Source organism: Burkholderia territorii, assembly GCF_902833055.1.
In the GTDB taxonomy this organism is placed as follows: domain Bacteria; phylum Pseudomonadota; class Gammaproteobacteria; order Burkholderiales; family Burkholderiaceae; genus Burkholderia; species Burkholderia territorii.
In genome coordinates this window covers 449,099-467,800 of record NZ_CADFEJ010000004.1, presented here as the reverse complement: position 1 = coordinate 467,800, position 18,702 = coordinate 449,099, and the positions used below count along the sequence as shown (strand labels likewise).

The 18,702-nt window shown below is 64.3% G+C and carries 20 protein-coding genes; 8 read left to right on the top strand and 12 right to left on the bottom strand.

Going from position 1 to position 18,702, the window contains the following annotated elements; translation table 11 throughout:
* Positions 1 to 563 precede the first annotated feature (563 nt).
* From HW466_RS12040 to HW466_RS12025, 4 genes are all read left to right on the top strand, one after another.
* On the top strand, positions 564 to 1,781 hold the full coding sequence (locus tag HW466_RS12040) for a DUF2863 family protein (RefSeq protein WP_059447985.1): 1,218 nt from the start codon (positions 564 to 566) through the stop codon (positions 1,779 to 1,781).
* A gap of 210 nt (positions 1,782 to 1,991) precedes the next feature.
* Positions 1,992 to 2,828 carry a response regulator transcription factor gene (locus HW466_RS12035; protein ID WP_059846353.1) on the top strand — a complete coding sequence of 279 codons (837 nt, stop codon included), beginning with the start codon at positions 1,992 to 1,994 and terminating at the stop codon, positions 2,826 to 2,828.
* A gap of 75 nt (positions 2,829 to 2,903) precedes the next feature.
* A complete protein-coding gene (locus tag HW466_RS12030; RefSeq protein WP_059502585.1) occupies positions 2,904 to 3,578 on the top strand; it encodes an energy-coupling factor ABC transporter permease in 675 nt (224 codons plus the stop codon).
* Positions 3,579 to 3,714: 136 nt separating this feature from the next.
* Complete coding sequence (locus HW466_RS12025; RefSeq protein WP_059447988.1) at positions 3,715 to 4,368, top strand: BspC domain-containing protein; 654 nt, start codon at positions 3,715 to 3,717, stop codon at positions 4,366 to 4,368.
* A gap of 81 nt (positions 4,369 to 4,449) precedes the next feature.
* Here HW466_RS12025 and HW466_RS12020 read toward each other — a convergent pair whose 3' ends face one another.
* Positions 4,450 to 5,604, bottom strand: coding sequence for a M14 family metallopeptidase (locus HW466_RS12020; RefSeq protein ID WP_059447989.1), 1,155 nt, complete (start codon positions 5,602 to 5,604; stop codon positions 4,450 to 4,452).
* 88 nt (positions 5,605 to 5,692) lie between these two features.
* A complete protein-coding gene (gene yaaA, locus HW466_RS12015; protein ID WP_059447990.1) occupies positions 5,693 to 6,475 on the bottom strand; it encodes a peroxide stress protein YaaA in 783 nt (260 codons plus the stop codon).
* A 57-nt stretch (positions 6,476 to 6,532) separates the two neighbouring features.
* On the opposite strand from yaaA, the gene HW466_RS12010 reads away from it, so the two are divergent.
* A complete protein-coding gene (locus tag HW466_RS12010) occupies positions 6,533 to 7,039 on the top strand; it encodes a putative toxin-antitoxin system toxin component, PIN family (protein WP_151003915.1) in 507 nt (168 codons plus the stop codon).
* Between the two features lie 32 nt (positions 7,040 to 7,071).
* The gene (locus HW466_RS12005; protein ID WP_151003913.1) at positions 7,072 to 8,244 is read left to right on the top strand and encodes a pyridoxal phosphate-dependent aminotransferase; all 1,173 of its coding nucleotides are present in this window, start codon (positions 7,072 to 7,074) and stop codon (positions 8,242 to 8,244) included.
* 46 nt (positions 8,245 to 8,290) lie between these two features.
* On the opposite strand, the gene HW466_RS12000 is transcribed toward HW466_RS12005, so the two are convergent.
* A complete protein-coding gene (locus HW466_RS12000) occupies positions 8,291 to 8,947 on the bottom strand; it encodes a glutathione S-transferase family protein (RefSeq protein WP_059502594.1) in 657 nt (218 codons plus the stop codon).
* 211 nt (positions 8,948 to 9,158) lie between these two features.
* On the opposite strand from HW466_RS12000, the gene HW466_RS11995 reads away from it, so the two are divergent.
* Positions 9,159 to 9,950 carry an oxepin-CoA hydrolase, alternative type gene (locus tag HW466_RS11995; RefSeq protein WP_059447994.1) on the top strand — a complete coding sequence of 264 codons (792 nt, stop codon included), beginning with the start codon at positions 9,159 to 9,161 and terminating at the stop codon, positions 9,948 to 9,950.
* Between the two features lie 163 nt (positions 9,951 to 10,113).
* Positions 10,114 to 10,806, top strand: a complete 693-nt coding sequence (locus HW466_RS11990) for a glutathione binding-like protein (protein ID WP_059502762.1) — start codon at positions 10,114 to 10,116, stop codon at positions 10,804 to 10,806.
* A gap of 54 nt (positions 10,807 to 10,860) precedes the next feature.
* On the opposite strand, the gene HW466_RS11985 is transcribed toward HW466_RS11990, so the two are convergent.
* From HW466_RS11985 to HW466_RS11945, 9 genes are all read right to left on the bottom strand, one after another.
* Positions 10,861 to 11,337, bottom strand: a complete 477-nt coding sequence (locus tag HW466_RS11985) for a MaoC family dehydratase (RefSeq protein ID WP_059447996.1) — start codon at positions 11,335 to 11,337, stop codon at positions 10,861 to 10,863.
* A complete protein-coding gene (locus HW466_RS11980; protein ID WP_059447997.1) occupies positions 11,334 to 11,795 on the bottom strand; it encodes a MaoC family dehydratase in 462 nt (153 codons plus the stop codon). Before HW466_RS11980 ends, HW466_RS11985 begins: the two co-directional genes overlap by 4 nt.
* Positions 11,796 to 11,829: 34 nt before the next feature.
* On the bottom strand, positions 11,830 to 12,963 hold the full coding sequence (locus HW466_RS11975) for an acyl-CoA dehydrogenase family protein (protein WP_151003911.1): 1,134 nt from the start codon (positions 12,961 to 12,963) through the stop codon (positions 11,830 to 11,832).
* Positions 12,964 to 12,982: 19 nt separating this feature from the next.
* On the bottom strand, positions 12,983 to 14,179 hold the full coding sequence (locus HW466_RS11970) for an acyl-CoA dehydrogenase family protein (protein ID WP_059808471.1): 1,197 nt from the start codon (positions 14,177 to 14,179) through the stop codon (positions 12,983 to 12,985).
* A 52-nt stretch (positions 14,180 to 14,231) separates the two neighbouring features.
* Entirely contained in the window at positions 14,232 to 14,654 is a 423-nt protein-coding gene (locus HW466_RS11965; protein WP_059448000.1) for a DUF1178 family protein, read from the bottom strand.
* 136 nt (positions 14,655 to 14,790) lie between these two features.
* Positions 14,791 to 15,381 carry an NUDIX domain-containing protein gene (locus tag HW466_RS11960; protein WP_059448001.1) on the bottom strand — a complete coding sequence of 197 codons (591 nt, stop codon included), beginning with the start codon at positions 15,379 to 15,381 and terminating at the stop codon, positions 14,791 to 14,793.
* 40 nt (positions 15,382 to 15,421) lie between these two features.
* On the bottom strand, positions 15,422 to 15,718 hold the full coding sequence (locus HW466_RS11955; protein WP_059448002.1) for a DUF2818 family protein: 297 nt from the start codon (positions 15,716 to 15,718) through the stop codon (positions 15,422 to 15,424).
* Positions 15,718 to 17,172 (bottom strand): NADH-quinone oxidoreductase subunit NuoN, encoded by a 1,455-nt coding sequence (gene nuoN, locus HW466_RS11950; RefSeq protein WP_174905840.1) that lies wholly within the window; start codon positions 17,170 to 17,172, stop codon positions 15,718 to 15,720. Before nuoN ends, HW466_RS11955 begins: the two co-directional genes overlap by 1 nt.
* A 36-nt stretch (positions 17,173 to 17,208) precedes the next feature.
* Positions 17,209 to 18,699 (bottom strand): NADH-quinone oxidoreductase subunit M, encoded by a 1,491-nt coding sequence (locus HW466_RS11945; protein ID WP_059448004.1) that lies wholly within the window; start codon positions 18,697 to 18,699, stop codon positions 17,209 to 17,211.
* Positions 18,700 to 18,702 lie beyond the last annotated feature (3 nt).

Sequence of the window (18,702 nt, the reverse complement as noted above, 5' to 3'; positions counted from 1 at the left end):
AACCTGTTACTGTTTTCGGTTCTTTCGAACCGGTCGCTCACTCAAAGCTGACAGGAATATGAATCACTTCATAAACCTGACTTACTTTAGTGTGAGACTCTTGATACTTTTGCTATCTGATCCGAGGATCAGCTCGCTGCCATCAAGCGCCCACACTTATCGGCTGTTAATTTTTAAAGAACATTTCTGCAGGAAACCTGGAGTTTCTCAGCAGCGCTGCGTTTTCAGCAGCAGAGAAGCGAGATTATGAACCGCGTTTTTCGGTTCGTCAACAACTTTTTGAACTGCTTCGTTGCGACGACCGGGGGTTCAACTTCGTGTGCGCCGGCGGCTCTACAGCCAGCCCAACCGCACCGCTTTCCTTCTTTCCTCCGCGCCGCGTTGCCGTTAGCGCGAAAGAGGCGAGATTCTATGCACCTCACGGCATTCGCGCAAGGGTTTGATGGATTTTTCTTCTTCCCTACCGATTCGGCCTCCCGGCCCTGCCGGAGCACGAGACCGCTTATCGCGCAAAGAACGGACTAGAATGTGAGGTTCTTCGCCTCTTTCTATACGTATTTAATATGCGCCAGCGAATCGCCAAACGCCTCCCCCCCGACGCCGACAAACTGGTCGGCCTGTCGCTTGCGCTCTTCGCCTCTGGCAGCCGCATCGAGGATCGCTTCTGGGAAGCGAAGCTCGATGCGCTACTCGCCAAGATTGTCCGCAACGGCAACCAGACCACGCTCGACGCAGCACTCGACCATCTGCAGCAGAACCACCCCGACGCCTACGGCGCGCTCGCCGACATGGCCGAGACGCATAGTGAGTCGATGGTGATCGAGCACGAGGGCCAGCCGTATGACGCGCTGCTCGTCGCCGTGCCCGTGCTTGCGTGGACGCGCTACATGATTCCGTCAGGCCCGCTGAAAGCCGACGTCGCCGACGCATTGCGCACGCACCTGCAGGCGCACGTACTCGCGACCGGTACGCTGGTCGGGCTGGCCCCGTTCCTGTACAGCATCGACCAACTGCCGCGCCACCACGTCGAGACCTACCGGCTCGCCCAGCAGCTCGCGCACGCCGCACTCGGCCAGCACGCCGCCAAGCTCGGCTTCGGCGACCTGCCCGAAACCTCGCCGATCCTGGCCGACCCACGCTTCCTGCTCGCCGTCGTCGCCGCTCCTGCCGGCGCACCACTGTTCCGCTGGCAGGAAGAGGAGCACGGCAACCGGATCGAACGCGGCCAGTGTCTCGAGCAATGGGCCGCCCAAGGCGGGCCGAACCTGTCGGTTGCGCTCCCTGGTTGCGAATTCGAATGCCTGCTTCCGGACGCGTACTATTCGGCCTGCCGCGATGCGGACGAACGCATCCGTCCGCACACGGTCCGAACGGCCATTCGTTATCTTTTCGACACACTTGGTGCAGCACCGCAAGAGCTGCGCGCCGTGGTCGCGGGCTTCGGCGAGCGACGGATCGACGAGTATCGCGTCGGGTTCACGCGACGCGCCAGCAACGATGTGATTTATGGCGTCGTGTGGCCGCTCTACGGTCGTGAAAACGGCGACGTGTCGATCGATAGCGCGACGCTCGAAGGCGAAGCACCGATCGAGGGGCCGCTCGAGGAGATCGTGAGTCTGCTGAAGGAATGCGGCGTAACCGACGTCCGCAGGCACGCAGGCCGCTTCGAGCCGGAATACTGCGACGACTGCGGCGTGCCGCTCTATGCCGATCCGCTCGGCGAGATCGTCCACGCGGAAATGCCGGAAGATGCATCGCCGGCCCAGCCGCACTTCCACTGATGGACACGCGGCAGGCCCCCAGAGCCTGCCCGACGAAGCCGCTCCCGGTTCCTGCCGGAGCGGCTTTTTTCTCGTCCGCATCTCGGTCACACGAAATTTCAGACTTCTCCTAAGCCGTTCAGCCAAGCAGACTTCGTGTAAGGTTTTTGTCATCATCGGATCAAACACATGCCAACGGCAGCTCAATGACTCACCTTACGGAGGTTGAATATGCGGTTCCTGGTGCTGAACTCAGACGCCGAACGGCGTGACGGACTGAAGGCTCTGCTACGGCAGATCGACCGTCACGCCAGCATCAACGATGCGCCCGATGGTTTCCAGGCGCGCCGGCTGCTGCGCACCCAGCGCTTCGACCTCGTTGCCATCAACTGGCTGGACGTACACCGTCACTGCGAACTCCAGGCGCTCTGCAGCGCCTGCTCGCCGACGCCGGCCGCGTTACTGATCGACGAATCCACGCCGGAAGCCATCCAGCGCTTCTACAACTATGGCGTCGCGGGTGTGATTCCGCACTCCACGCGGCCGCACCTGATCGTGCGGGCGCTCGAAATGGTTCTGCTGGGCGGCCATTACATCCCGCCCATCGCACTGAGCCTGCTGCCCTCCGCTGCCGCGGTTCGCCAGGACGCCCATTTCCAGACGCTCGCCGGATCGCTGCCGCGCCGCCCGCCAAGCAGCCTCCTGTCGCCGAGGCAGGCGCAGATCATGCGCTTCGTCCATATGGGCAGCACCAACAAGATGATCGCTCGCACGCTCGGCATCAGCGAAGGCACCGTGAAGATCCACCTCGCCAGCATCTTTCAGCAACTAGGTGCGGCGAACCGCGCCGCCGCCGTCGCGATCTACAACGGGTGGCTGTCGCCGCATCTCGAAGTGTTGCTGGCGAACCGAGACCACGCGAGCAAACCCGTCATCGGCGAACGCGGCCCGGTTCCGCTGCGTACACAACGGAACGACCGCCCATATCCGCTGCCCGCCGCGAACACCGGCACGCGGGATCTGCCGCTCGCGGCCGAACCGCCAGCGCGATTTCGGCGCGAGCGCTGATCGGACAGTGTCGATATTGCGACGGCCGACATGTGCGAATTCCCACGTTTGATGCTCAACGAGTAATATGAACGCATGGGTTTTCTTTTCACACCGCTTCCGCTCTGGGTTGGCGTCGGTGGCTGGATCGCCGCCGTGGCGCTGCTCGCGCTCGCGCTCTGGAATCGGCCCTTCGTCCGCCTCCAGGATGCAACGCTCCAGCACGTTTGGCTCGCGCTCGTCACAGCGATCACGGTGCTCTGGGCCTCGAATGCGTGGCTCGACGACGGCATCGTCATGCACCTGCTCGGCGCGACGCTGCTCGTCACGCTGTTCGACTGGACGCTTGCGCTGATCGCGATGGGTGCCGTCACAGCCGTCGCCGCGGTCGTCTTCGATGCGCCGTGGCAGGGCATCGGCGTCACCTACCTCATCTACGGCGCGCTCCCGGTCGCCGTATCCGCGTTACTGCAACGCGCCGCGATCGCGTGGCTCCCGCACAATCTCGCGTCGTTCATCACCGGCCAGGGATTCCTGTCACCGGCCATCGCGATCATCGCAGTCGCCGCAGCCGCGGCCGGTGTCCAGCTTGCTCTCGCGGACGGCGTGCCCGTCGTCATTCCCGCAGGCTATCTGCTCAACACTGCGCTGCTCGCGCTCGGCGAAGCATGGTTCACGGGCATGGCCACCGCGCTCATCGCCATCTATCGTCCGGCGTGGGTCACGACGTTCGACGTTCGGCGCTATCGCCTCGGAGGCCCGCGCGCCTGAACATGCCGGCCCCGGTGCAAGCGACGCATGTGACGATCCACTTGCGCAGTGCGGGAGAGTGCGACATCTACTGCCGCGCAACTTTTTTACGCTAAGATTGAACTCCTGTTCTTCATCGGGCATCTATACGTGCCCGATGTCTCATTCGCTCCTCACCAATAACCAGATGGACAGCTCACCTGCCTCGCTTCGGATTTTCCGGGCGTTCGGCAAGCTGGCAGCCTGTGTCGCGGGCCTGTCGCTTGCGCTTCCGGCACCGGTATTCGCCGACCTCCTCGACCAGCGCTCCGAACTGATCAACAAATTCGTCAACGAGATGCATGCGGATCCGATCGTCGCCGATTGTGCGGCGCACGGCAGCTTCATCGCCAGCACGTCGACGGCCTTCGATCGCGTCGACTTCGCGCCGAACGCGTTCGAAAGCGGCAACGCGACGATCACGCCATGGAACGATTCGTTCGATCAGGGCAAGCAGCGCGTGAAGGTCGACAACATCGTCACCGTTGACGGCCTCGGCGTCCACAGCGACGGCAGCGACCCGACACCGCTGAAGTTCCGATGCGGCTATGTCGGGCAGCAAATGCTTGCGTTCAGCTGGAACGATCCGGTGCCGCCACTGAAGCCGCGTGTCGAGCGTCCGTCGTCGTCGACGAAGAAGTTCAAGGGCAAGTCGCACCGCGGCAAGGGCAAGGCCAAGGCATCCGGCCGCACCGGCAAGAAAGCCGTCGCAACGCAGAAATCAAGCGGCCAGAAGAAAGCCGTGAAGAAGAAAACCGCGAAGAAGTCCTGATCCGCGGAGCAGCAACGACGAAAGCAAAAAAGCCGGCGCATCGCACGATGCGCCGGCTTTTTCATATCGACGACGGAACGCTTACGCGAACGTCTCGACGTGCACCAGGATCGCCGCCAGCATCGCCGCGCCGAGCGCGGCGCTGCGCTCGCCGTTCCAGCCGACCCGCTCGTCCGGAAGGTTCGCATTGTCCTTGAACGGCATCTCGAGCGTCAGCGACAAGCAACCGAACCGATGGCCGATGTACTTCGACGCGAGCTTGAGCGCGTCTTCCTTGTACTTGCTCGCCGCATAACCATGCTCGGTCTGGAAATCCGGGCTCGCGACCTTGAACGCATCGATGAATGCGGCCTGCTCCTTGCCCTGCTGCTCCGTGAAGCTCGGCAGCATTTCCGAACCCGCGACGAACACGTACGGCAGATCCTCGTCACCGTGAATGTCGAAGAACATGTCGCAGCCGATCGCATGGATCGCATCGCGCACGGCCAGCACTTCGGGGCTGCGCTCGGCATCGGGCGCCATCCACTCGCGGTTCAGGTTCGCGCCCGCCGCGTTGGTGCGCAGGTTGCCGTGCACGCTGCCGTCCGGATTCATGTTCGGGACGATGTAGAACGTCGCGCGGTCGTACAACTTGCGCGCTACCGGATCGCCTGCCCAGTCGCCCCAACCGGCCAGTCGCTTGACAAGCCCCTCGACGAACCACTCGGCCATCGTCTCGCCCGGGTGCTGGCGCGCGATGACCCATACCTTCTTCTTCGGTGCGCCGTCGACCTCCGGCGTACCGAGCGTCAGCAGCGACATCGGCCGGCCTTCGACGGTACGGCCGAGCTCGACGACGCTCGCCTGCGGCAATTGCTGGACGGCGCCGAGGAACGCGGCATGGCGCTCTTCTGAATATGGCTCGAAATACGCGTAGTAGATGCTGTCGAACTCGGGCGTATGGTCGATGGTCATCGTCTTGCCGTCGAACGTCGTCGGCACGCGGAACCAGTCGACGCGATCGTAGCTCGCGACCGCGCTGTAGTTGCGCCATCCCGACGGATACGCACATTCGGCCGCATTCTCGAACGACATCACGCACCGCTCACCGCGTGCGCCGGTCAGCCGGAAGTAGAACCATTGGGCAAATTCCGAACGGTTGTCGCCGCGTACGCGCAGCCGGATCGCATCGGGGCTGTCGCACGACACGACATCGATGGCGCCCGCGTCGAAATTGCTGGTGATCGAAAGGGTCATCTATCTCTCCACTGTTGACCGGAACCGGCGGTGTGCCGCGTGTCCGGCCTCATGCATGCGCCGGCCGTCTCGTGAACGGCCGGCTTGGTCACTCGCCGATTCGCCGGCGATATACGTAAGTCGAATCGTTCGACGCAGCGGCATCGAACGCGTAGCCTTCCACCGCGAAATCCTTCAGCGCCGCCGGTTCGGCGATGCGGTTCTCGACAATGTAGCGCGCCATCAGCCCACGGGCACGCTTCGCATGGAAGCTGATGATCTTGTAGCGGCCGCCCTTCCAGTCCTCGAACACCGGCGTGACGATCGGCGCGGCCAGCAGTTTCGGCTTGACCGACTTGAAGTACTCGGTCGACGCGCAGTTGATCAGCACGCGCGCCGCGCCGCTGCGCGTCTCGAGCTGCTCGTTCAGCGCCCGCGTGATCCGGTCGCCCCAGAACGCATACAGATCCTTGCCGCGCGCGTTCGCGAAACGGGTCCCCATCTCGAGCCGGTACGGCTGCAGCAGATCGAGCGGACGCAGCAGCCCGTAGAGGCCAGAGAGCACGCGCACATGCTGCTGCGCATAGTCGAGATCGGCGGCCGACAGCGATTTGGCATCGAACCCTTCGTACACGTCGCCGTTGAACGCGAGCACCGCCTGCTTCGCGTTGGCCGTCGTGAAGACGGGCGACCAATCCGCATAGCGCTGGAAGTTCAGCCGGGCGAGCGGGTCGGAGATGTCCATCAGCGTCGAGATGTCCTGCGGCGACAACTTGCGCAGGCCGTCGATCAGTTCCGACGCTTCGTCGATGAATGCAGGCTTCGTGTAAGACGGAACGTGGGCGGGCGTATCGTAGTCGAGGGATTTGGCTGGGGAGAGAACGATTATCATAGAGGCTCGCTGGCACGCCGTGCCTTGCGGTCAGACGAAAACCACCGATTGTAACGAATGACCCGCTCCCTCGCCCCGCATGCCGCACATCGCGTCGTGCTCGACTCGAACGTCTGGATCGACATACTCGTATTCGACGACCCCGCCACGCGCCCGATCCGGGCTGCGCTCGAACGCGGCACGCTGGCCGCCGTCATCGACGGCCGCTGCCTGAACGAACTCGACCTCGTGCTCGATTATCCGCAGTTTCAGGCGCGCGCGATCGACAAGGCCGAAGCGCTCGCGACCGTCGCACGCCTGGCGAGCCTCGTCGAGCCGCCGCCCGTGGATGCCGGCGCGCCACCCCTGCCGAAGTGCAAGGACCGCGACGACCAGAAGTTTCTCGAACTCGCGCGCGCCGCGCAGGCCGACTGGCTCGTGTCGAAAGATCGCGCGCTGCTCAAGCTCGCGAAGCGCACCGCGCGCGACTTCGGCTTCCGGATCGCGCAGCCCGCGCCATTTACCGAAGCCTGCGCGCTCGATGCCGCGTTGGCCGTCACCGCCACCACTGCCACGCCGGCCTGACGAGCCCGGCGCCACCGCTTGCGACCGTATCGATGAACGCTCCTTCCGACATGCCTACGACTCCCGTTTTCCCCTCGCGCCTGCCGAACGTCGGCACGACGATCTTCACGGTCATGAGCGCGCTCGCCGCCGAGAAAGGCGCCGTGAACCTCGGCCAGGGCTTCCCGGATTTCGACTGCGACCCGCGCATCGTTGACGCGGTCGCGGCCGCGATGCGCAACGGTCACAACCAGTATCCGCCGATGGCCGGCGTCGCGCCGTTGCGCGACGCGATCGCCGACAAGATCGCGCAGGTCTACGGCCGACGCTACGACCCGGCCACCGAGATCACGGTCACGGCCGGCGCGACGCAGGCGCTGCTGACGGCGATCCTGTGCGCGGTCCATCCGGGCGACGAAGTCATCGTCATCGAGCCGACCTACGACAGCTATCTGCCGTCGATCGAGCTCGCGGGCGGCAAGCCCGTGTTCGTTACGCTGGACGCGCCCGACTACACAATTCCGTTCGATCGCCTGGCCGCGGCGATCACGCCGAAAACGCGGTTGATCATGATCAACACGCCGCACAACCCGACCGGCACCGTGTGGCGCGAGGCCGACATGCGCAAGCTCGAGGAGATCGTGCGCGGCACCAACGTGCTGATCCTGTCGGATGAAGTGTACGAACACATGGTCTACGACGGCGCGCGGCATGAAAGCGTCGCGCGCTACCCGGAACTGGCCGCGCGCAGCTTCATCGTGTCGAGCTTCGGGAAGACCTACCATGTGACGGGCTGGAAGATCGGCTATGTCGCGGCGCCTGCCGCACTGACCGCGGAGTTTCGCAAGGTCCATCAGTTCAACGTGTTCACGGTGAACACGCCGATGCAGATCGGGCTCGCCGACTACCTGCGCGATCCGGCACCGTACCTCACGCTGCCCGACTTTTACCAGAAGAAGCGCGACTTCTTCCGCGCCGGCCTCGAGCGCACGCGCTTCAAGCTGCTGCCGTGCCCCGGCACGTACTTCCAGTGCGTCGACTATTCGGCGATCAGCGATCTGCCCGAAGCGGAATTCTCGAAGTGGCTCACGTCGGAGATCGGCGTGGCGGCAATTCCGGTGTCGGCGTTCTATCACGAGCCGCACGAATCGGGCGTCGTGCGCTTCTGCTTCGCGAAACAGGAAAGCACGCTCGCATCCGCGCTCGAACGGCTCGCACGCCTGTAATTCGTGGATGGGCGTGCGCGGTGCGGCACCGCGCCCGCGCCCGTGCTTACGAACGTGCGGCGCTCGTCGCCTCGACATAGGCCTTGCGATCGGCCGCCACGCGCTGCGCGGCCGGCCGCTCGCCGACCAGCTTCGCGTGCGCCTTCCAGTCGATGCCGGCATCGAGCAGAAAATCGCGGCCGAAGACGGCCTTCGTCGCCATTCCGATCACCGGCAGATGGATTGCCGCGGCAATGTCCGCAAGACTGAACGTGTCGCCGAGCACGTAGGGCGAGAACCGCGTCATCTGCTTGAACGCGTCGATCGCGCGCGGCAGGCGCTTTTCGACATGCGCCTTCATGCCGTCGCTGACCTTGCCGCCGAAAAACGCCTCCGTATAGACCTCGCGCGCGGTCCATTCGAGATACAGCTCGAGCGTCTCGACGAGTTCGCGCACCTTCGCGGCTGCGAACGGTCCGGCAGGGAAAATCGCCTTGTCGGGATAACGTGCGGCGAGATACTCGACGATCACCTGGGATTCGAACAGCGCACCCTCTTCCGTCTTCAGGAACGGAATCTTGCCGAGCGGCGAATCGGCGAGCAGTGCGGGATCGCAGATCGGCAGGCTGCATGCCGACTCCTCGAACGGGATGCCGTGTTCGAGCAGAACGAACTTCACCTTGTTGTAATAGTTGGACAACGGAATACCGCACAGCTGTAGCATCGGAGTCTCCTTCGTTGCTGAAGCACGGCCGAGCCGACGCCGGCCGCATCGGGATGCGTCGCGCTGAAAAGCACGTTCGTGCTAGTCTAAAGCAGTTTCGCGTCCGTCACGACAACAATGCATCCGCTGCGGCAGCACCCTCACGGGTATGCGCGTGCGCCCGCGTAGCGCGCGGTGCCGCAGCCTCGCCATCCGATGGAGACACACTCGCATGAGTGCTGAACTGCTGGCCTCGCGTCCGCTCGAGAGCGAATCGACGCTCGTCCTCACGCTGTCCAATCCCGGCGCGCGCAACGCGCTGCATCCCGACATGTATGCAGCCGGCGTCGAAGCGCTCGCCACCGCCGAGCGCGATCCCGCCATTCGCGCGGTCGTGCTTACCGGCGCCGATCGTTTCTTTTGCGCGGGTGGCAACCTGAACCGGCTGCTCGAGAACCGCTCGAAGGACCCGTCCTACCAGGCCGACAGCATCGATCAGCTCGCCGCATGGATCACGGCGATCCGCGAAACGACCAAGCCCGTGATCGCGGCCGTCGAAGGTGCGGCGGCCGGCGCGGGATTTTCGCTCGCGCTCGCATGCGACCTGATCGTTGCCGCGCACGACGCGAAGTTCGTCATGTCGTATGCACGCGTCGGCCTCACGCCCGACGGCGGCGGCTCGTGGTTCCTCGCGCGCGCACTGCCGCGGGCGCTCGCCGCCGAAATCCTGTTCGAGGGCAAGCCCGTCGCGGCCGAGCGCCTGCATGCGCTCGGTGTCGTCAATCGGCTCGCCGCGCCCGGTGCCGCGCTATCCGACGCGCTCGCGTGGGCCGACTCGCTTGCCGGCATCTCGCCGAATGCGCTCACGCGCATCAAGTCGCTGCTCGACGATGCGACCGCACAGCCGCTCGATGCACATCTGGGCACCGAGCGCGATCACTTCGTCGCGTCGCTGCATCATGCGGATGCATTGGAAGGCATTACCGCATTCCTCGAGAAACGCCAGCCGCGCTACAAGCGCTGAGCTGCACGCCGCAGCGGCGCTTGCGCCGTTGCGACGACGCGTATGCGCACGCGCACGCTGCCCGTTTCCGTCGCCTGCAGCCCGCATCGATCCATGCTCTAATGACCGCCTGTCGCGGCGCCCCGTCGGCGCCGTTTTCGCGCATGCAACAAAGGAGTTGACGATGATCGATGTCTACAGCTGGGCGACCCCGAACGGCCACAAGGTACACATCATGCTCGAGGAAACGGGCCTCGCGTATCGTGCGCATCCGGTCGATATCGGTGCGGGCGACCAGTTCAAGCCCGAATTCCTGAAAATCAGCCCGAACAACAAGATCCCCGCGATCGTCGACGCGGACGGCCCCGGCGGCAAGCCGATCTCGCTGTTCGAATCGGGCGCGATCCTCGTGTATCTGGCGGAAAAGACTGGTCAGTTCCTGCCGACCGAGCCGGCCGAGCGCTATGCGACACTCGAGTGGCTGATGTTCCAGATGGGCGGCGTCGGCCCGATGCTCGGGCAGGCGCATCACTTCCGGCTGTATGCGCCGGAGAAGATCGACTATGCGGTCAATCGCTACACGAATGAAGCGAAGCGCCTGTACAACGTGATGGAAAAGCGCCTCGGCGAATCCGAATATCTCGCCGGCGACACGTACACGATCGCGGACATCGCGACGTTCCCGTGGACGCGCTCGTGGCAGAACCAGGGCATCGTGCTCGACGAGCTGCCGAATGTGAAGCGCTGGCACGAAACGATTGCCGCGCGTGCAGCCGTGCAGCGCGGCGTCGAGGTACTCGCGTCGCTGCGCAAACCGCTGCAGGACGACAAGGCCCGCGAGATGCTGTTCGGGGCGACGCAATACGCGAAGCACTGACGAAGCACGCAGCGTGCGACGCGGCGGCATCCGTCGATGCCGCCGCGCGCATCGTCAGAAGTAGTGCAGCGTAATGAATTCCGCCGCGCACACGAGCAACGGAACGTCCGGACGCTCGACCTGAATCGACACCGACCACGTCACCTGCACGCCGCTCCGCGCGGCCTCTGCCGCCTCCTTCACCGCGAACAGCGCACGCACGCGCGCACCGACCGGCACCGGCTTCAGGAACCGCACGCGGTTCAGTCCGTAGTTCACGCCCATCTTCTGCTCGAAGCGCATCGCGTCGGTCATCAGCGCGGGAATCAGCGACAGCGTCAGGAATCCGTGCGCGATCGGGCCGCCGAACGGCGACTCGCGCCGCGCCCGTTCGGGATCGACGTGAATCCACTGATGATCGCCGGTGGCGTCGGCAAAACCATCGACGCGGCGCTGGTCGATCTCGACCCAGCCGCTCGCCAGCGGCTCCGCGCCAACACGCTCGTGCAGCGCCTGCGCCGACGCGATCAGCGGCAGTGTCACGTCCGTCATGCGCCCGCTCCTTGCGGATGACGCAGGCCGAAGATCACCTTGGTATGCACGGTGATCACCGTGTCGCCGGCGCCGTTGACGCCGATCCACTCGGTCGACACGATGCCGCGATCGGGCTTGCTCTCCGATACGCGCTTGTCGTGGATCTTCTGGTACATCGTGATCGTGTCGCCCGCGCGCACGGGCTTGAGCCAGCGGATCGAGTCGATGCCGGGCGAACCCATGCTGGTCGAATCCGGTCCCAGCTTCTTGACGAGCAGGCTCATGAATACCGAACAAGTATGCCAGCCGCTTGCCACCAGGCCACCGAACGGCGATGCCTTGCCGGCCGCTTCGTCGAGGTGGAACGGTTGCGGATCGTAGCGTTGCGCGAACGCCTTGATGTCGTCCGATTCGAACGTATAGCGGCCGATTTCGGTCGTACTGCCGACTTCCAGATCTTCGTAACTGATACCCACTGTCTGTCTCCCATGGCGCGCGCACGCGCCGCCGTCATGCTGCGTCGGTCAGCGCGAAATCCGGCAGTGCCGCGATGCGCGCAAGATGATGATCGGTGTCGCCGAGTGTCGTCTCGATGATCGACAGCCGCTTGAACAGGTGTGCGGCGGCGACCTCGTTGGTCACGCCCATGCCGCCGTGCAGTTGCACCGCCTGCTGGCCGACAAAGCGCGCTGCCGCGCCGACCCGCGCCTTCGCCGCCGACACTGCCTTGCGGCGCGCATCGGCGTCGCTGCTCGCGTAACGCACCGCAGCCAGGTAAGTCAGCGAGCGCGCCTGCTCCGCGTGAATCAGCATGTCGACCATCCGGTGCTGCAGCGCCTGGAAACGTGCAATTGGCACACCGAACTGTTCGCGCGTCTTCGTGTATTCGACCGTCGCGCGATTCAGCTCGTCGAGTGCGCCGACCGCTTCCGCGCAGAGCAGGAAGGTCGCGTAATCGGCGATCTGCTCGAGTGCGGCCGCATCGCGTGCGCCGCCCGTCAGCTGGCGTGCGGGCGTGTCGTGCAGCTCGATCGTCGCGGCGCGCTGACCGTCGATCGTCCGGTAGTCGACGACCTTCGCTCCCGGCGCATCGCGCTCGACGACGAACAGGCCGATGCCGCCGCCATCGACACGCGCGGGCATGATCCACGCATGCACCTGGGCGCCGTGCTGAACGACCGACTTGGTCCCGGTCAGCCGATACGTGCCGCCCTGATCGCGCGCGTGCGTGTCGAGTTCGTACAGGTCGTAACGTGCCCGCGGTTCGTGGAATGCCACGGCCAGGCGCTTTTGCCCTTGTGCGACCGCTTCCAGCAACGCGGCATCGTCGCCCGTGCCGGAGCCGGCGACACGCAGTGCCTCGATGCCGACCGCCGTCGCCCAGTATGGCTCGACCACGAGCGAGCGGCCGAGCTCCTGCATCGCGACCAGCATGTCGACCGGGCCGCCACCGAAACCGCCCTGTGCATCGGGCACCGGCAACGCGGTCAGGCCCAGCTCCGCGAATGCGCTCCATTGCGTGTCCGACACGCCGGCATCGCTTCGCACGATGGCCTGGCGCGCGTCGAAACCGTATTGCTCGCCGAGATAACGGCGCAGCGCGTCGGCAAACTGTTGCTGCTCGTCGGTAAAGCTGAAATCCATGGTTGTCTCCGTTCCCTGATCACAGCCCCAGGATCATCTGCGCGATGATGTTCTTCTGAATCTCGTTCGAACCGCCGTAGATCGATGTCTTCCGGTAGTTGAAGTAGTAGGCGGCGAGCGGCGCGGCATCGTCGTCGCCCGCGCAGCTGTGTTCGCGCTCGCCCTCGAGGAAAGGCACGTCGAACGGCGCGGCGAGCGGCCCGATCGCCTCGAACATCAGCTCGGTGAGTGCCTGCTGCACCTCGGTGCCCTTGATCTTCAGCATGGATGCCTCCGGGCCCGGCCCCTTGCCGCTCGTCTCGCGGCTCACGACACGCAGCACCGTCACCTCGAGCGCCATCAGCTCGACTTCGAGCGCCGCGACCTTCGCGGCGAACACGGGATCGGCGAGCAGCGGCTTGCCGTTCTTGCGCTGGTTCGACGCCACGCGCTTCAGGAATGCGAGCTCGCGCTTCGACGCGCCGACGCGCGCGATGCCGGTGCGCTCGTGGCCCAACAGATATTTCGCGTAAGTCCAGCCGCGGTTTTCATCGCCGACGAGATTCTCGACGGGCACCTTGACGTCCTCGAAGAACACTTCGTTGACTTCGTGATCCTCGTCGAGCGTGATGATCGGGCGCACCGTGATGCCGGGCGTCTTCATGTCGATCAGCAGGAACGAGATGCCCTCCTGCTTCTTCGCCGCGGGATCGGTGCGTACGAGACAAAACATCATGTCCGCGTACTGGCCGAGCGTGGTCCATGTCTTCTGGCCGTTGACGACGTAGTGGTCGCCGTGACGTTCGGCGCGGGTGCGAAGCGATGCGAGATCCGACCCGGAGCCGGGCTCCGAATAGCCCTGGCACCACCAGTCGGTGCCGTCGAGAATGCGCGGCAGATAGTGGCGCTTCTGCGCTTCGCTGCCGTATTTCATCAGCACCGGCGCGACCATCGATACGCCGAACGGCAGCACGGTCGGCGCGCCGATGCGTGCGCACTCCTCATCCCAGATGTGACGCTGCGTCGCGTTCCAGCCCGGACCGCCATATTCGGGCGGCCACGCGGGTGCGGACCAGCCACGCTGGCCGAGAATCCGGTGCCAGCTCGCGAAATCCTCGCGGTCGAGTCGTTTGTGATCGAGTACCTTGGCGCGCAATGCGTGAGGCAGATTGGCCTCGAGCCAGGCGCGGACGTCGGCGCGGAATGCGTCGTCGGCGGGGGAATAATCCAGATCCATGCGCAGTGTCTCCTGGCCGCGGCCGTCCCCGGCCCAGGACACACTGCGTACGTCATTGCAGCGGTTCTTTCAGCGCGGCAGGAATCGGCAGCGGCATCACGTCGATGCCTTCTTCGACCAAGGATTGCGCATCCTCCGGCGTCGTGACGCCACGAATGCTGCGCGCCGGCGCCTCGTTGTAATGGATGCGCCGCGCTTCCTCGGCGAAGCGCTCGCCCACGTTCTCGGTCTTCTCCAGCACCTCGCGCAGTGCGCGCATCACCTGCGCCTGCAACGCACGCGGATCGGCCGGCTGCGCCTGCGTCGCACCCGACAGGTTCAGGCGCGGCGCCGACGGCATCCGGGTGATCTCGGTCGTCCCGCACACCGGACATTCGACCAGATTGCGGGACAACTGCGCTTCGAACTCATCGGCGGAAGCGAACCAGCCTTCGAACCGATGACCGTGCGGGCACTGTAAATCGAGGACCTTCATGCTGAATCAGGGCGTGTGGCGAGTGTAGCGCAAAACGCGCTTTTGTGAACGATCGTGCTAAACCAGGATCGCGCGGCCGGACAGCGGCCGCGTCACAGGATTGTAACGCGGTGCTCCACCCGCCGCTGACGCGCCGTCAGGGCTTCTCGACCGGGCCGAGCGGCCAGGTGCCGGACAAAACCTTGTCGAGCCACATCGCGCCGATGATCGTCTTCACGTCGGTGATCTGGCCCGTGCGCACCCACTCCTGCAGGTCGGGCAGCGTCGCCGTGAAGGTCTCGAGGAATTCGCCTTCGTCGAGCTTGCGCTCGCCGGCGGTCAGCCCGCGCGCGAGATACAGGTCGATGAATTCGGTCGAATAGGAAATGATCGGGTGAATCCGCGCCAGGAACACGTATTCGCGCGCCGTATAGCCGGTTTCCTCGCGCAATTCGCGCACCGCGCAAGCAAGCGCGCCCTCGTTCGGATCGAGCTTGCCGGCCGGGAATTCGGCCATGACCTTGCCGATCGGATAGCGATACTGGCTTTCCATCAGCACGCGGCCGTCGTCGAACAGCGGGATCACCATCACCGCGCCCGGGTGCTGCACGTATTCGCGCGTGGCCTGCTTGCCATCGGGCAAGCGGACGGTATCGCGCTTCAGCTTGAGGAACGCGCCGTCGAAAATCGCCTCGCTCTCGAGGCAGGTTTCGGTCAGTGCGGCGTCGTGATTGGGTAGTTCGGCCATCGGCAGCTCCGGAGGAATGAGCACGCGACGGCCGGAGCCGTCAGCGTCGTTTGACGAGATACTGGAACGTGAAGCCGGGAAACGCGAACACGACGAAGAGACTGAACGTGATCGCGTAGAACTGCCAGCCTTGTTCGAAGCGGTTGCCGGCGCGCGATTCGAGCCAGAAGCCGAGTGCGCCGACGACGAAATACAGCACGATCAGCTCGCCGATCCGAACCCACGCATTCTTCTTCGTCGCACCGATCGGCACGACGGCGAAGAGGCGTTGGTTCAGGAACGGCACGTTGGCGCCCGCAAGCGCCAACAGCACGATAAACCAGCCGGCTGCCGACATTACAGCGGCAGCGTGTGACGAATTGCCTGCAGGCAGGCCGTCAGCAGCGGGCTCGGGATCAGGCCGAGCACGACAACTGCGATACCGTTCAGCACGAGGATCGTGCGCTTGCAGAAATCGCCGGTGACCGGGGTCGCATCCTGCGGTGCATCGAAGTACATGAGCTTGACGATGCGCAGGTAGTAGAACGCGCCGAACAGCGACGTGATCACGGCCAGCACGGCCAGCCACGTGAGCCCTGCGTTGACGGTCGCCTCGAGCACCGCGAGCTTCGCGTAGAAGCCGACGGTCGGCGGAATACCGGCCAGCGAGAACATCATGACCATCATCACGAACGCGAACACCGGGCTGCGCTTGTTGAGGCCCTTGAAGTCGTCGATCGTTTCGGCTTCGAAATCGCGGCGTGCGAGCAGCATCACCACGCCGAACGAGCCGAGCGTCGTGATCAGGTAGACGATCGCGTAGAACATCGCCGAGCTGTACGCGTTCGCCGGTGCGGTCGCGTCGCCCTTCACGATGCCGGCGAGCAGGCCGAGCAGCACGAAGCCCATGTTCGAGATCGCCGAGTATGCGAGCATCCGCTTGATGTTGCGCTGGACGATACCGGTAATGTTACCGACGATCAGCGACAGCGCGGCGAGGATCACGAGCGCGGTCTGCCAGTTCTGTGCGAGCGGCAGCAGGCCCATCACCAGGAAGCGCAGGCCCCACGCGAACGCGGCAACCTTCGGGCCGCCGCCGACGAACAGCGTCATCGCGGTCGGTGCGCCCTGGTACACGTCCGGCACCCACATGTGGAACGGCACGGCACCGAGCTTGAATGCGATACCGGCGACGATGAAGATCACGCCAAACATCAGCACGGCCGCATCGGTGTTGCCGCCGACCGCCTTGTACACCTCGCCCAGCTCGAGCGAGCCGGTCGCGCCGTAGAGCATCGAGATGCCGTACAGCACGAAGCCCGACGCGAGCGCGCCCAGCACGTAGTACTTCATCGCGGCTTCGCTCGACTGTGCGGCATCGCGGCGCAGCGCGATGACGGCATACAGCGACAGCGACATCAGTTCGAGGCCGAGATACAGCGTCAGGAAGTTGTTGCCCGACACCATCACCAGCTGACCGAGCAGCGAGAACATGCCCAGCAGGAACACGTCGCCGCGGAACATGTCACGGTCTTCGAGGTACTTGCGCGAATAGACGAGCGAGACCGCGAAGCCGAGCGACACGACCGCCTTCATCATGCTCGCGAACGAGTCGACGACGACCATCCGCGAGAAGAAGTAATACTGCTGCGGGTCCAGCGCCTGAACCGCGAACCACACGCCGGCGACGATCGACGAAACCACCGCGATCAGATAGGTCAGGCGGCGGCCGGCGGCACCGGTAAAGGTGTCGTTCAGCCATGCGACGACGATGGCGACCATCACCAGCGCGTCGGGCAACAGGACATTCATAGGTGCGTTCATGATCTTGATTTCCTCCGCTCGCGATTACTGGGCCAGCGGCAGCTTCGACTGCGCGACGTGGGAGAGGAGGTTTTCCACGGAAACGTGCATCACGTCGGTGAAAGGCTTCGGATACAGGCCCATCAGCAGCGTGAAAGCGGCGAGCACGGCCAGCATCGTGAATTCGCGACGGCCGATGTCCTTCAGCTTGGCAACGTGATCGTTCGCCACCGCGCCGAAGTACACGCGCTTGTACATCCACAGCGTGTAGGCAGCGCCGAGGATCAGCGTGAATGCCGCGCCGAACGCGATCCAGAAGTTGTACTGGACGGCCGCGAGAATCACCATGAACTCGCCGACGAAACCCGACGTACCCGGCAGGCCGCAGTTGGCCATCGAGAACAGCATCGCGAATGCCGCGAACTTCGGCATCACGTTCACGACGCCGCCGTAATCGGCGATCTGGCGCGAGTGCACGCGGTCGTACAGCACGCCGATGCACAGGAACATCGCGCCCGACACGAAGCCGTGCGAGATCATCTGGACGATCGCGCCTTCGACGCCGAGCTGGTTGAAGATGAAGAAGCCGAGCGTGACGAAGCCCATGTGCGCGATCGACGAATACGCGACCAGCTTCTTCATGTCGGCCTGCACCATCGCGACGAGGCCGATGTAGATCACCGCGATCAGCGACAGCGTGATCACGACCGGTGCCAGGAAGTGGCTCGCGTCAGGTGTGATCGGCAGCGAGAAACGCAGGAAACCGTACGCGCCGAGCTTCAGCATGATCGCCGCCAGCACGACCGAGCCGCCCGTCGGCGCTTCCACGTGCGCGTCCGGCAGCCAGGTGTGCACCGGCCACATCGGCACCTTCACCGCGAATGCGAGGAAGAATGCGATGAACAGCATGATCTGCGGCGTCATTGCGATCTTCGCGTTCTGCCACGTCGCCAGATCGAACGAATGCGTCTGCGTGTACAGGTAGATCAGCGCGACCAGCATCAGCAGCGAGCCGGCCAGCGTGTACAGGAAGAACTTGAATGCCGCGTACACGCGGTTCGGGCCGCCCCACACGCCGATGATGATGTACATCGGAATCAGGGTCGCCTCGAAGAACACGTAGAACAGCAGGCCGTCGGCCGCCGAGAACACGCCGATCATGATCCCGGACAGGATCAGGAACGCCGCGAGGTACTGCGCGACGTTCTCGGTGATCACTTCCCATGCGGCGATCACGACGATCACGGTGATCAGTGCGGTCAGCACGACGAACCACATCGAGATGCCGTCGACGCCGAGGTGATACGCAATGTCGAAGCGTTCGATCCAGGTCGACTTCTCGACGAACTGCAGCGCAGCCGTGCTCGAGTCGAAGCCCGTGATCAGCGGGATCGTGACCGCGAGACCGAGCAGCGAACCGATCAGCGCGACCCAGCGGGCCGTCCCCGGATTTTTGTCGTTACCCACCGCGAGCACGAGGAGGCCGAAAACGATCGGCAACCAGATCGCGGTACTGAGAATCGGAAAAGCGTGCATTAG